This is a genomic window from Streptomyces sp. NPDC046862 (assembly GCF_040704615.1).
Taxonomy (GTDB): domain Bacteria; phylum Actinomycetota; class Actinomycetes; order Streptomycetales; family Streptomycetaceae; genus Streptomyces.
Genome location: NZ_JBEYXP010000011.1, coordinates 193,855 through 207,393 on the forward strand (window position 1 = coordinate 193,855; position 13,539 = coordinate 207,393).

Annotated in this window: 9 protein-coding genes; 4 read left to right on the top strand and 5 right to left on the bottom strand. The window is 70.2% G+C overall.

Annotated features, from left to right (window positions below):
* Window positions 1-191 precede the first annotated feature (191 nt).
* Entirely contained in the window at window positions 192-656 is a 465-nt protein-coding gene (locus AB0959_RS15050) for a MarR family transcriptional regulator (protein ID WP_366826832.1), read from the top strand.
* Window positions 657-675: 19 nt separating this feature from the next.
* Here AB0959_RS15050 and AB0959_RS15055 read toward each other — a convergent pair whose 3' ends face one another.
* Window positions 676-1,656, bottom strand: a complete 981-nt coding sequence (locus AB0959_RS15055; protein ID WP_366826833.1) for a DUF3048 domain-containing protein — start codon at window positions 1,654-1,656, stop codon at window positions 676-678.
* A 224-nt stretch (window positions 1,657-1,880) separates the two neighbouring features.
* Between AB0959_RS15055 and AB0959_RS15060 the strand changes: the two genes are divergently transcribed.
* Window positions 1,881-3,071 carry a zinc-dependent alcohol dehydrogenase gene (locus AB0959_RS15060; RefSeq protein ID WP_366826834.1) on the top strand — a complete coding sequence of 397 codons (1,191 nt, stop codon included), beginning with the start codon at window positions 1,881-1,883 and terminating at the stop codon, window positions 3,069-3,071.
* A 99-nt stretch (window positions 3,072-3,170) separates the two neighbouring features.
* Here AB0959_RS15060 and AB0959_RS15065 read toward each other — a convergent pair whose 3' ends face one another.
* Complete coding sequence (locus AB0959_RS15065; protein WP_366826835.1) at window positions 3,171-4,235, bottom strand: ATP-dependent DNA ligase; 1,065 nt, start codon at window positions 4,233-4,235, stop codon at window positions 3,171-3,173.
* Between the two features lie 115 nt (window positions 4,236-4,350).
* On the opposite strand from AB0959_RS15065, the gene ligD reads away from it, so the two are divergent.
* Window positions 4,351-5,376: a non-homologous end-joining DNA ligase gene (gene ligD, locus AB0959_RS15070; protein WP_366826836.1), complete on the top strand. Its 1,026-nt coding sequence runs from the start codon at window positions 4,351-4,353 to the stop codon at window positions 5,374-5,376.
* A gap of 72 nt (window positions 5,377-5,448) precedes the next feature.
* On the opposite strand, the gene AB0959_RS15075 is transcribed toward ligD, so the two are convergent.
* From AB0959_RS15075 to AB0959_RS15085, 3 genes are read right to left on the bottom strand one after another with little or no spacing between them, the layout of a single operon-like run.
* On the bottom strand, window positions 5,449-7,629 hold the full coding sequence (locus tag AB0959_RS15075; protein ID WP_366826837.1) for a HEAT repeat domain-containing protein: 2,181 nt from the start codon (window positions 7,627-7,629) through the stop codon (window positions 5,449-5,451).
* 39 nt (window positions 7,630-7,668) lie between these two features.
* Window positions 7,669-9,912 (bottom strand): family 16 glycoside hydrolase, encoded by a 2,244-nt coding sequence (locus AB0959_RS15080; protein ID WP_366826838.1) that lies wholly within the window; start codon window positions 9,910-9,912, stop codon window positions 7,669-7,671.
* Between the two features lie 14 nt (window positions 9,913-9,926).
* Window positions 9,927-12,404 carry a ThuA domain-containing protein gene (locus AB0959_RS15085; RefSeq protein ID WP_366826839.1) on the bottom strand — a complete coding sequence of 826 codons (2,478 nt, stop codon included), beginning with the start codon at window positions 12,402-12,404 and terminating at the stop codon, window positions 9,927-9,929.
* Between the two features lie 190 nt (window positions 12,405-12,594).
* Here AB0959_RS15085 and AB0959_RS15090 point away from each other — a divergent pair, with 190 nt between their 5' ends.
* Complete coding sequence (locus AB0959_RS15090; RefSeq protein WP_366826840.1) at window positions 12,595-13,539, top strand: multicopper oxidase domain-containing protein; 945 nt, start codon at window positions 12,595-12,597, stop codon at window positions 13,537-13,539.

Here is a 13,539-nt window from a genome sequence, read left to right on the forward strand (position 1 = left end):
AGCGCCCAGGTCAGCTATTAATCAGGGCACTGATTATTTCAGCGAGGTGTCCTTCACGCTGCCACTGGCGGAGCGGGCCGTCAAGACCTTGAAGAATGCCCACGTCACGCCCTATCCACCAGGTGGGGGACGGGTACGGCGTCCTCCGGGTATTGTTCAGTACACCAACGAATACGACCTCGGGAGTGCACATGGCGTCGGTGGACCTGACCACCCACCCCGGGCACCTGGCCCGCAGGCTCCAGCAGGCGCACTACCTGCTGTGGAACACGATGGTCTCGGAGGAGATCACCTCACCGCAGTTCGCGGTACTCAACACGCTCGTCGCCGAGCCGGGACTGGACCAGCGCACGGTGGGGGAGCGGGTCGGTCTCGACCGGTCCACCGTCGCCGAGGTGATCAGCCGGCTGACACGACGAGGGCTCATGGACAAGGTCCGCGACCCGCGGGACGGCCGCCGCTTCCTGCTGCGGCTGACGGAGGAGGGCGTCCGTACGCACCGCAAGCTCACCGTGCGCACGGCCCGGATGAACCAGGTCTTCCTGGCTCCGCTGTCCGCCGAGGAGCAGACCGTCTTCTTCGACCTCATCCGGCGGGTCGCGGACGCCGCCGAGGGGCTCCGCAACCCGGCGGAACCCCACGTGACCCAAGCCTGACCGCGAGGCCTGACCCTGCTCAGGGAGCCTTCGCGAACACCACCCACACCGGGCCCTTGGCGAAGTTCATCCGGTCGCCGTTCGCCGTGGTGAAGTCCGTTCCGTCCGTGGCCTTCTCCCGCTCCCAGTTCGCGTCGTACGACCGTCCGTCGCGCAGCACCTGGGCCTTGCCCGACCCCACGGTCTCCGTGAACGGCGTGTTGTTGCCGAGGAAGTCCCGGAACTGCGACTGCCGCACCTTCACGTACTGCACGACCACCGTCGCCGCGGTCACCCGCTTGCCGTCGTTCGTCACCGTCGGTGTGCCGTCCATGGTCACCAGCCAGCGGTGCTGGCTCCCGGACCAGGTGAAGGTGAAACGGGCCGCCGGGTAGCTGACCGTCCGCGAGTCCTCCGGAGTGCCGCCGCCGGGGGCCGCGCCGTAGTGGTAGCCCGTCGTGAGGGCGCCGGCGCCGGGTACGGAGTCCAGCAGCTTGTTGGGGTGCAGATAGAGGTTGTGCGGCGCGGGCTTGCCGGAGCCGCGGAAGAACGCGTCGGCCGAGTTCCCGGGAGTCTTCGCGTGCAGCGGCGCCTTCTCGATCAGGGGCAGCAACTTGCTCTGGGCGCCCGAGAAGGCGAGCGTCGGCTCGTCGAACTGGCGCAGCAGCTCCAGGTCGGACTCCCGCGCGCTGCGCACCGGCCCGACCACGTCCGGCAGATTGGTCGCGTACACCGCCATCAGCCGGCTCAGACCGCCCTCGACCTCCTCCGCGTACACGACGTCCGCCGCGTCGAGCCCTGTCTGAGGGCGGGCCGTCGCCGAGTTGTCGATCTTGACGGCGAGTACGGAGCCCGGCGGCGCCGAGCTCGTCGGGCTGTCCCCGGGCTCTGTCTGGCCCTTCCCCTGTCCGTCGCCGCTCCCCGAGCCGTTGCTGCAGCCCGCCATGAGGGAACCCGCCACCGCGGCGGCCAGCAGCGCCGCCGTCATTCTGCCGCGCCGTGTCTTCGTTCTCTGTCTCATGCCCACCGTGGCCACCTTGTCCGTTTGCCATCGATTGTGCGCTTATAGGCGCACGAATGGCCATACCCGCCTTCTTCTGCCCGGGAATGGTCCGCTAGGCCAGTCGGCCCACCGAACCGTGGGGCCCGCCCCACGGTCGGGCCCCACGGTTCGTGGAAGGTCGCCCGGGTACCCGGGCGTGACCTGAGACCCCGTGTGAGGAACCGAGGGACGGAGCGCGACGGATGAAGGCAGTGACATGGCAGGGCAGGCGGGACGTACGCGTGGAGACCGTGCCCGATCCGGTGATCCAGGAACCGACGGACGCCGTCGTCCGCATCACCTCCACCGGACTGTGCGGATCCGACCTGCACCTCTACGAGGTGCTCACCCCGTTCATGACACCCGGCGACATCCTCGGCCACGAACCCATCGGCATCGTCGAGGAGGTCGGGGCCGAGGTGCCGAACCTCAGTCCCGGTGACCGTGTCGTGGTGCCGTTCCAGATCGCCTGCGGGCACTGCTGGATGTGCGTCGAGGGACTGCCGACCCAGTGCGAGACCACCCAGTGCACCGGCGAGGGCATGGGCGCCCCCCTCTTCGGCTACACCCGGCTGTACGGCTCGGTGCCGGGCGCCCAGGCCGAGTACCTGCGCGTCCCGCAGGCCCAGTTCGGGCCGATCAAGGTGCCCGAGGGGCCGCCCGACGACCGGTTCGTCTACCTCTCCGACGTGCTGCCCACCGCCTGGCAGGCCGTCCAGTACGCGCACATCCCGGCCGGTGGCAGCGTGGCCGTCCTCGGCCTCGGCCCGATCGGCGACATGGCCTGCCGGGTCGCCCAGGTCCAGGGCGCGGACAGGGTGTTCGGCGTGGACCTGGTCCCCGAGCGGCTGCGCAGGGCGCGCGAGCGAGGCGTGGAGACGTACGACCTCAGGAACTTCGACAGTGAGAAGGAACTCGTCGCCGCGATCCACGAGCAGACCGAGGGCCGTGGACCCGACTCCGTCATCGACGCCGTCGGCACCGAGGCCCACGGCAGCGCCGCCGCCCGCCTCGCCCAGACCGCGACCGGGCTGCTGCCGAAGGCCATCAGCGCGCGCTTCGCCGAACGCGTCAGTGTGGACCGGCTGGCCGCACTTCACACCGCCATCGACCTCGTACGGCGCGGCGGCACGATATCGCTCTCCGGGATGTACGGCGGCACGGCCGACCCGCTGCCCCTGCTCACCCTGTTCGACAAGCAGATCCGGCTCCGCATGGGCCAGGCCAACGTCCGTACCTGGGTCGACGACATCCTCCCGCTGCTGACGGACGAGGACCCGCTCGGCGTCGAGGACTTCGCCACCCACCGCCTCCCCCTCACCGAGGCCCCACACGCCTACGAGGCGTTCCAGCGGAAGGAGGAGGGCACGGTGAAGGTACTCATGCAGCCGTGAGGGGGCCGCGCCCCGTCAGGGGCGCGGGGCTGTGTTCCATTTGCGGCTCCGCCGCGTGGGCGCGATCAGCCAAGAACGACCGGCAGTCGAACAACCGCATCAACCAGGCAGAATCTCCCCCAAGTCATACCGCACAGGCTCCTCAAGCTGCCCATACGTACAGCTGCTGGCCACCCGATCCGGCCGCCACCGCCGAAACCGCGCCGTATGACGAAACCGCACCCCGTTCTCCATGTGGTCGTACGCCACCTCCGCCACCCGCTCGGGACTGAGCGGCACCCACGACAGGTCCTTCTTCGCCGACCACCGGCTCGGCGCCCCCGGCAGCCGAGCCGTCTCATGGGCGGCCTCGTCCGACCAGGCCGCCCACGGATGCTCGGCGACGTCCTCCATCCGCAGCGGCTCCAGCTCCTCCACCAGCTCGGCGCGCCGCTTCATGGGGAACGCGGCGGAGACCCCGACGTGCTGGAGGGTGCCCCCGTCGTCGTACAGCCCGAGGAGCAGCGAACCGACGACCGGCCCGCTCTTGTGGAGGCGGTAGCCGGCGACCACCACGTCCGCCGTGCGCTCGTGCTTGATCTTGAACATCGCGCGCTCGTCCTGCCGGTAGGTCAGCGTGAGCGGCTTGGCGATCACCCCGTCGAGGCCCGCCCCCTCGTACTGCTCGAACCAGTGCCCGGCCACCTCGATGTCCGTGGTGGCGGGGGCCACGTGGACGGGTGCCGTGGCCCCGGCGAGGGCCGCCACCAGCAGGGCGCGCCGGTCGGCGAGAGCCACGTCCAGCAGCGACTCGTCCGCGAGCGCGAGCAGGTCGAAGGCGACGAACGACGCGGGGGTCTTCCCGGCCAGCATGCGGACGCGCGACTCGGCGGGGTGGATGCGCTCGGTCAGCGCGTCGAAGTCGAGCCGTCCCTCCCGGGCGATCACGATCTCTCCGTCCAGCACACAACGCTCCGGCACCCTGCCCTTGAGCGCTTCCACCAGCTCGGGGAAGTACCTGGTCAGCGTCTTGCCCGTGCGGCTTCCCAGCTCCACCTCGTCCCCGTCGCGGAACACGATCGCGCGGAAACCGTCCCACTTCGCCTCGTAGTGCATGCCCGGCGGGATCTTCGCCACGGACTTGGCGAGCATCGGCATCACGGGTGGCATCACAGGGAGCTCCATGCTCCGATTCTGCGAGCATCCATCGCTTTCCGCCCGGTGTGCGCGGGCGGAATTCAGCATCAGGGGCGTGCCGCCCGGTATGCGCGGTTCGCCGGCCGGGCCTACCGTGGCTCGCATGGGCGATGCGGTGGAGCTGGAGGTGGCGGGCCGGACGGTACGGCTGTCCAGCCCCGACAAGGTCTTCTTCCCGGAGCGCGGGTTCACGAAGCTGGATCTCGCCCGCTACTACCTCGCCGTCGGCCCCGGCATCCTCCGCGCCCTGCGGGAACGCCCGACCACTCTGGAGCGCTACCCGGAGGGCGTGACCGGTGAGTCGTTCTTCCAGAAGAGGGCGCCCAAGAACATGCCCGACTGGATCCCCACCGCCCACATCGCCTTCCCCAGCGGCCGCAGCGCCGACGAGATGTGCCCCACCGAGGTCGGCGCCGTGGTGTGGGCGGCCCAGTTCGGCACCCTCACCTTCCACCCGTGGCCGGTGCGCCGCGACGACGTCGACCGCCCCGACGAGCTCCGCATCGACCTCGACCCGCAGCCCGGCACCGACTACGCCGACGCCGTCCGCGCCGCCCACGAACTGCGCGAGGTACTCCATGAGTACGGCGACCTGACGGGCTGGCCCAAGACGTCCGGCGGGCGCGGCCTGCACGTCTTCGTGCCGATCCAGCCGCAGTGGACCTTCACCCAGGTGCGCCGGGCGGCCATCGCGGTCGCCCGGGAGCTGGAACGCCGGATGCCCGAGCACGTCACCACGGCCTGGTGGAAGGAGGAGCGCGGGAGCAAGATCTTCGTCGACTACAACCAGACCGCCCGCGACCGTACGATCGCCTCCGCCTACTCCGTGCGCCCCCGCCCGCACGCCCCGGTCTCGGCACCCCTGCGCTGGGACGAGGTCGGCGACGCGCACCCCCGGGACTTCGACCTCGCGACCATGCCGGCGCGCTTCGCCGAACACGGGGACGTGCACGCCGACATGGACGACCACGCATTCTCGCTGGAGGCCCTGCTGGAGCTGGCCGCCCGCGACGAGCACGACCACGGGCTGGGCGACCTGCCGTACCCGCCGGAGTACCCGAAGATGCCGGGGGAGCCCAAGCGGGTCCAGCCGAGCCGGGCGAAGAAGGTGCCGGGCCGGAAGGACTAGGGGGCTTTCGCAACACCCCCCAGGAGCGTCACCAGGACGGGACGAGGCCCGGACCGCCACTGGCGCCCCGGATCAGTCCCCGAGCGCGGCCGCCAGCCGACGGCAGTCCCTCAGCAGCCCCTCGTCCGCCGCCACGTCGTAACGCATCCTCATCCCGGAACTGTCGCCGTCGCGGCGGTCGTTGGTGTGACGCCGTGGCGAGGACAGCTCCTCACGTATGAGCGGAAGGGCCGGAGCGGCCCCCGAACCCATCTCGATCAGGCAGGTGGCGACGGCCGGCCGTGTGCTCGGGAGAGCCGTCCACTGGCCGAGCAGCAGCGGCAGCACCTCTTCCACGTCCTGGGCGGTCCTCCACAGCGCCACGATCGTGTCCGTGTGCGCGTCGCGCCCCGCGAGCAGCTCCCGCAGCCGCGGAGCCAGCGGTGCCCCGGCCGGGCCCAGCGACGCCGCGGCCTCCAGAGCCGGGGACAGCTCGTACCAGCGGTCCGACTCCAGGCCCTCCCGGACCAGGGGCAGCAGGGGCCCCGCCTCGCCGGTCACCGCCCGCAGAGTCTCCGCCACGTCCAGCCGGATCTCGATCGACTCCGACGCCGCGGCGGCCAACTCCCGCAGCCGAGGCGCCGCTTCGGCCGCCGCCGGCCCGTACCGGGCGAGGGCGCGCAGCACCGCCCGCATGCGCCCGCCGTCGGGCTGGACCATCTCGACGAGGAGCGGAAGGGACTCGGCGCGGGAGAGCACACCGAGCGCGTCGACCAGCCGCTCCCTCGCGGGGGTGCCGCGGTCGGACGGCAGTGCCGCGAGCCGGCGGTGCAGCTCCGGCCCCAGCGGAGCCGCGGCCTCGGGACCGACCCTGTCGACCCACGTGCCCAGGTTCTCCGGGACGGTGCCCTCCCGCGCCAGGACCTCGGCCAGCGCGGGAACGGCCCGCTCGTCTCCTTGGAGCGCCAGCGCCTCCAGCGCCTTGCCGAAGAGGGTCCCCTTCCAGTCGTCCGGCTCCCAGGTGTCGTCCCATTCCTCGACGCACACCGCGAGGACGTCCGCGACGGCCCCCGCGATCGGAGCCGCATAGCACAGCTCCGTCAGGGCCCGCAGGGAGAGCCGCGGTTCGTCCTCGACCAGCTGGTGGGCGAGCAGCGCGACCGGCAGGTCGTTCGGCGCCCGCCACCCCGTCAGCAGGGTGCCCGCCATGTCGACCGCCGCCATGCGCTGGCCCCAGTCAGGGCTCTGCAACTGCCCGGCCAGGAGCTCGAACCGGGGCGCCGTGTGATCACCGAGCGCCCCGTGCAGCTCCTCCAGGAGGTCGCCGGCCGTCGAGGCGTCGATGCTCCGGCGGTGTGCGCCCTCCAGCTCGCGCAGGTACGACACCATCGTGTCCGTGTGGGGCCGCTCCGCCTCCGCACGGTCCGCCTCCGGCCGGTCCTCCCGGTCCTCTCCGGACGCCTCCAGCGCGTCGTGCTCGCACGCGAGGCGCATGACGTCCAGAACGCTCTCCACCAGGTCCTCGGGCAGCGACAAGGGCTCGCAGCGCGCCAGTTGGACGAGCCCCGCCAGGCGCTGCTCGGGGTGGGAGGCGACGGACACCACCTCCCGCAGCACCGCGCCCGCCCCGGCCCCCAGCAGCTCCCGATGGCTGGCACCCAACCCGCCGATGGCCTCGACCAGCGCGCCCACCGCCTCCTGATCCCGCTCGACGACCAGCCGCTCCCGCAGCGCGCCGAAGGCACGGGCCGGATCCGGGTGTGCATGGGCCAGCGCCCCGGCGGCCGCCGCGCGCACCTCGGCGTCCGGATCGTCGAGCAGCTCGAGGAAGACGTCCGCGCGCCCCCGGACCGTCGCCCAGGCGTCCAGGAACGGCTGGACGAACGCGGCGTCCTCCTCCTCGTCCTCGAAGAGGCCGCCGATCTCCTCCGGGTCGGGCTCGCGCTCGCCCGCGATGCTGCACAGCAGGTGCACGACCGCACCCCGGTCGGCCACCGCCGGAGTGGTCACGAGCTCGAAGAGGAACGGTATGCAGGCGACCGTGCTGTCGTACACGTCGCCCTGGTGGTGCACCGCCCCGTACATGCCGTCCAGCGCGATCTCCCGGCGGGCCGGGTCGTCCGCGGCCAGATCCCGCAGCAGGTCCGGCACGTCCGTCGCCGAGTCGGTGTACGCATGCCCCATCGACGCCCAGTCGACGTCGTCGATCCCCGTGAACACGTCTTTCCTCCCGTCGCGCAGTGGCGTACGGCTGCTGCCACTGATCAACAGCATGCCGTACGCCACTGACAACGGGCCGCGCGGGAGTACCGGCTAGAGCTCCTTGATCCGGATGTCCCGGTACGACACCACGTCCGTCGTCCCGTGCACCTGGAGCCCGATGTAGCCGGAGGCGAACCGCCGGCCGTCCGTGCCCGGGTCGTCCGAACGCGGCGGGGTGAACTCCTGCCCGCCGGTGTTGTCGAACTCGTTGATCAGCACGCCGTTGCGGTACACCGAGTAGTGCTGGTCGACCACGCGGATCTCGTAGTCGTTCCAGGTGCCCTTCTGGGTGACGCCGGCACCGGCGAGCCCGACGCGGTCGAAGCCGTAGACCGAGCCGGTCTTGTACATGTCGCCGTCGGGCCGGTCGAGCACCTGCACCTCGTGCCCGTACTTGATGGCGACCCACTCCGGGCGGGACTCCTCGGGGTGGTCGTGGACCCACGGGAACCGCACGAACACACCGGAGTTGGCGTTGCCCGTGCCCGGCGCGTCGTCACGCCACTGCAGGCGCAGCGAGAAGTCGCCGTACTTCCGCTCCGGGAACCACAGCATGCCGAGCCCGTCCTTCGTCCTCCCCGAGGTGATCGAGCCGTCGCCGTTCAGGGCGAAGGAACCGCCACCCACCTGCTGCCACTTGGCGAAGGAGTCCTGCGTCCCGTCGAGGATCGTGCGGTAGCCCTCGGTCTGGCCGGGCCCGCCGATGCCAGACTCGCGCGCCGCCTCCTGGATGGCGTCGTACTCGCGCTCGTCGATGACGCCTTCCTTGAGGAGCTTGTCCAGGACCGTGTTCACGTGCTTGAGGAACAGCGCGTGGGACGTCCACTCCTTCTCGTCCTCGATCAACTCGTTGATGCGGCACCGGCTGTTGGTGAGCCGGTTCGGCACGCCCGAGTCGACCGTGCCGACGATGACGGTCAACCGCTCGTCCCACTCGGCGCAGTTGGGCGCAGGGACACCGCCACCGGAGACCACCGTGAAGGTCACGGTGCGCGGCTGGGACGTGTTGCCCGCCTTGTCGCTCGCCCGGTACCCGAGCGTGTGCGTGCCCGCGCGGTCCACCACGACCGGTGCGGTGTAGGCGAGGTAGGGCCCGCCGTCGATCGAGTACTCGATCGACGCCACACCCGAGCCGCCGTGCTCGTCGGTCGCGCTCACCGTCACCTTGGCGCTCTTGAGGTAGGCGCCGTCGGAGTTCCGGGTGCCGTCGACGGTCACCCCGGTCACCGGCGCCGTCTTGTCCTCGACGGGCGGCGTGACGACGGTGAACGTGACGTTCTTCTCGGCGGACACGTTGCCCGCCTTGTCGGTGGCGCGGTACCGCACCTTGTGCGCGCCGACCTCGTGCACCATCACCGGCGCCGTGTACGGCTGCCAGGCGCCCGAGTCGCCGAGCGCGTACTCGATCGTGTTGACCCCCGAGCCGGTGTCGGACGCGGAGACGGTGACCGTCGCCATGGACAGGTACTCGCCCTGCGTGTTCCGCTCACCGGTCACCGTCGCCGACGTCTCCGGTGCCGTGGTGTCGTCGGTCGGCGGCGCGACGACGGTGAAGTCGACGTTCTTCTCGGCCGCGACGTTGCCCGCCTTGTCGAACGCCCGGTAGCGGACGTGGTGGTCACCGACCGTGTCGATCACGACCGGCGTGGTGTACGGCTGCCAGTCACCCGACAGCCCCAGCGCGTACTCCACGCGGTCGACTCCGGAGCCGCCGCTCTCGTCGGTCGCGCTCACCGCCACGGTCGCCGAACCGACGTACGCGCCCTGCGCGTTCTGCGTCCCGGTCACCTTGGCCGAGGTCCCGGGCGGGGTCGTGTCCTCGCCCGTGCCCTCGGTCACGACGAGGATGCCCTGCATCTGGCCGTGGCCCGGGATGGTGCAGTGGTAGCGGTAGCGGCCCGGGGTGAGGTTCACCTCGGCGGTGTACTTGCCGCCCTGGGCGTCGTTGGGGTTGGCGAGGATGTTCAGCGGGACGTCGTTGTTGTACTCCGGATCGGAGACGTCGAACGTCAGCGTGTGCGGCATTCCCATGGTGTTGCCGGTCGCCGCGCTGTTCTCGAAGACGATGGTGGTCGGTCCCGCGACCGCCGTCTGCGGGGCGGACGCGTACTTGGTGATGTCGTCGCCGGCGGTCCAGGTCAGCACCTGGGCGGCGGCGGCCTTGGCACCCTCGGGCTGCGTCCGGCCGGACGCCGATGTCGAGGTGAGCCCGAGCACCATCAGCAGGGACGCCAACAGGGCGGTCACCCACCGGACTTGACGTATCAGGTGTCTCACGTGCCTCTTGCGTCTCATATGTCTCTCGCGCATCACTCCGCCTTCCTCGCCAGCTGGTCGGCTGCCGGGGTCGGGCCACCGCCCGTGTACGTCACGCGCCACAGCGCCGACTTGGCGTCCGAGGTGAAGAAGCCGCGGCCGTAGTCGAGGACGTACAGCGATCCGTCGGGCCCGAACTTCCAGTCCATGAGGTTCTTGATGCCGTCGTTGCCGATCGGCACGATCTTCTTCAGCGACTCCGAGTGGATCGGCAGTCCGCCGTCGCCGTGCGTCCTGGGGTCGGTGATGACCGCGTTGCGCGGCTGGTCGGCGTCGTAGAAGTCGCCCACGAACCACTTGCCGTCCCAGTAGGCCGGCCACTGGCCGGTGGCGGTCACGGAGGCGTCGTAGCGGTAGACCGGCCCGTTCATCGCGGCCTGCCCGCCGCCCTTGAGCCACGGCAGCCGGTAGGTGGCCTCCTCGTTCTTGTACGAGGGGATGCCGTTCGCGTCGCGCGGGAAGTCCGGGGCGCCGCCCTGGGGCGAGTACCAGATGTTGTTGCCGGTCACCGGGGGCACGTTGACCAGGCCGTCGTTGTTCGGGGACTCGTTCTTGGGGTGGTCGCAGTCGTACCAGCCCAGCGGCTTCGTCGGGTCGGGCAGGTTACGGTCGCGGTAGGGCTGCTTGTTGCCCATGCAGTACGGCCAGCCCCGGTTGCTCGCCTTGGTGATGACGGCGAACGTGTCGTACTTCGCCGGGCCCCAGGTCGTGGACGGCTGGCTCGCGTCCGGGCCGACCCAGCCCGCGTACAGGGTGTCGGTCGACTTGTCGACGGAGATACGGGCGGGGTTCCTGACCCCCATCACATAGATCTCGCCGCGCGTCTTGCCGCCGCCCTCGTCGGTCTCCTTCCCGGTGAAGAGGTTGCCCTCGGGCAGCGTGTACGTGCCGTCGGGCTCCGGGTGGATGCGCAGGATCTTGCCGTTGAGGTTGTTGGTGTTGCCGGCGGTGCGGCGCGCGTCCGCGAACGACACGCCCTTGTAGTTGGGCTGCGGGTTGTTGCCGGAGTAACCGTCGCTGAAACCACTGGAGTTGTTGTCACCGGTCGCGATGTACAGGTTGCCCTTGGAGTCCCAGGCCATCCCGCCGCCCGCGTGACAGCAGCTGTGGATCTGTACCGGCCACTTCAGCAGCACCTTCTCGCTGCCGAGGTCCAGCTTGTTGGTGGCGAGGTCCAGGGTGAAGCGGGAGACGTAGCGCTCGGCCATCCGCGAGTCGCGGTTGATCCGTGAGTGCGGGGTGTAGTGCAGGTACACCCAGCCGTTCTGCTCGAAGCGCGGGTCCAGCTCGATGCCGAGGAGACCCTCCTCGACCTTGATGAGCTCGTCCCCGCCGCCCTTGTTGCCGAAGACGGACAAGGCGCCCGCGAGGGTGACCTTCTTGGTCTTCGGGTCGTAGACGTGGATCTCGCCCTTGCCCTTGCCGATGTCCGGGTTGTTCCAGTCCGTGATCACCGGCTGGGAGGAGTCGGCGCCGCCCCGGCCGATGTAGAGCACGCGTCCGTCGGGCGCGGTCACCAGGCCGTGCGGCTCGCCGATCTGGTCGTTCTGCCCCGGCTGGTTGGGCTGGGTGAGGCGCTCCGCCTTGTAGTTGGCGTTGATCGTCGCCTTGCAGTCCGCCTGGGTCAGGCGGCTCGTCCAGAGCAGGGCGCCACGCAGGTGCGTACGGAACTCGGTCTCGTCGTAGGAGGAGGCGGTGCCGCCCATACCCGTGTAGAAGGAACGGCCGCCGTCGTAGTCGCGGCACCAGCTCACCGGGTGGTCCCAGCCGTTCTTGCTCGCTCCGGGCTGGTACGTCGACTCACGCACCCGTGCCACCGTGTGCACGTCTCCGGAGGGGTTCTTGACCCAGTTGAACCACTGGTCGGGCCGCTTCCACTGCACCGGCAGGTCCTTGGTCGCCGGATGCCGCCGGTCGCCCACCTCAACGGTCGCCCGCTGCACGGCGGTCGGGCTCGACGCGGCCGGGCGGGCGCCGACGAGGCCGGTGAACCAGTCCGAGTACGGCTCGGCGCGGGCCGCGTCATGGACGCCGACGAAACCGCCGCCCGCCTCCATGTAGGTCTCCAGGCCGGCCTCCTGCTCCGGGTCGAGGACGTCCCCGCCGCCGGTCAGGAACACGACGGCGTTGAAGCGGCTCAGCCGGGTGTCGTTGGTGAAGACGGACGCGTCGTCGGTGGCGACGACGCTGAACTGCTGGTCGGTCGGTCCGGTGAGACCGATCTTCTCGATGGCCTCGATGCCCGCGTTGACGACGGGCGACTCCTCACCGGCCGCGGCGGACCCGTAGAAGATCAGCACTCTCGCGTTCGCGCCGCCCGGCGGCGACTTGATGGACATCGTTGTCAGGGGTGGTTCAGGGGCGGGGCGCGCGCTGGCGGCCGGGCCCGACAGCAGCCCGGCGGCGACGATGGCGGCGGTCACGCCCGCCACACAGGCCCGTCTTCTCGTGCTCAACCCTCGTAAGTGCATGGGCACCTCCACGGTCACAGCAACAGCGCCAAGGAAGCTAGACCCTTTTGCACAGCTCGCCAATACCTATGACCGCAATGGAACGAACTTTGTCCTGAGTGTGGATAAACGCGAGCGTGGCCGGTACCGTTCGCACAAGTTCATCACAGGTACGTCTCCGTCAATTCCGTTGCAGGGTGGGGAGTTCCGCATGGACAGACGCGGATTCAACCGGCGGGTGCTGCTGGGCGGCGCGGCCGTCGCGACATCGTTGTCCATAGCCCCGGAAGCCGTGAGCGCCGAGGCCACGGTGAAGACCGCGCCCGCCGGCGGCGAGGTGAAGCGCATCAAGCTGTACGCCGAGAAGCTCCCGGGCGGGCAGATGGGCTACGGCCTGGAGAAGGGCAAGGCGACGGTCCCCGGCCCGCTGATCGAGCTCAACGAGGGCGACACCCTCCACATCGAGTTCGAGAACACCATGGACGTGGCGGCGAGCCTGCACGTCCACGGGATGGACTACGAGATCACCAGCGACGGCACGAAGTTGAACAAGAGCGACGTCGAGCCGGGCGGCACCCGCACCTACACCTGGCGCACGCATGCCCCCGGCCTCCGCAAGGACGGCACCTGGCGGGCGGGCAGCGCGGGGTACTGGCACTACCACGACCACGTGGTGGGCACGGAACACGGAACGGGCGGCATCCGGAACGGCCTCTACGGCCCGGTGATCGTCCGCAGGAAGGGCGACGTCCTGCCCGACAAGACGGTCACGGTCGTCTTCAACGACATGCTCATCAACAACAAGCCGGCCCACTCCGGCCCCAACTTCGAGGCGACGGTGGGCGATCGGGTCGAGTGGGTGATGATCACCCACGGCGAGTACTACCACACGTTCCACCTGCACGGTCACCGCTGGGCGGACAACCGCACGGGCACGCTGACCGGCCCCGAGGACCCCAGCCAGGTCATCGACAACAAGATCGTGGGTCCTGCGGACTCCTTCGGCTTCCAGGTGATCGCCGGCGAGGGTGTCGGCGCGGGCGCCTGGATGTACCACTGTCACGTCCAGAGCCACTCCGACATGGGCATGGTGGGCCTGTTCCTGGTGAAGAAGCCGGACGGCACGATCCCGGGGTACGAGCCGCACGAGCACTAG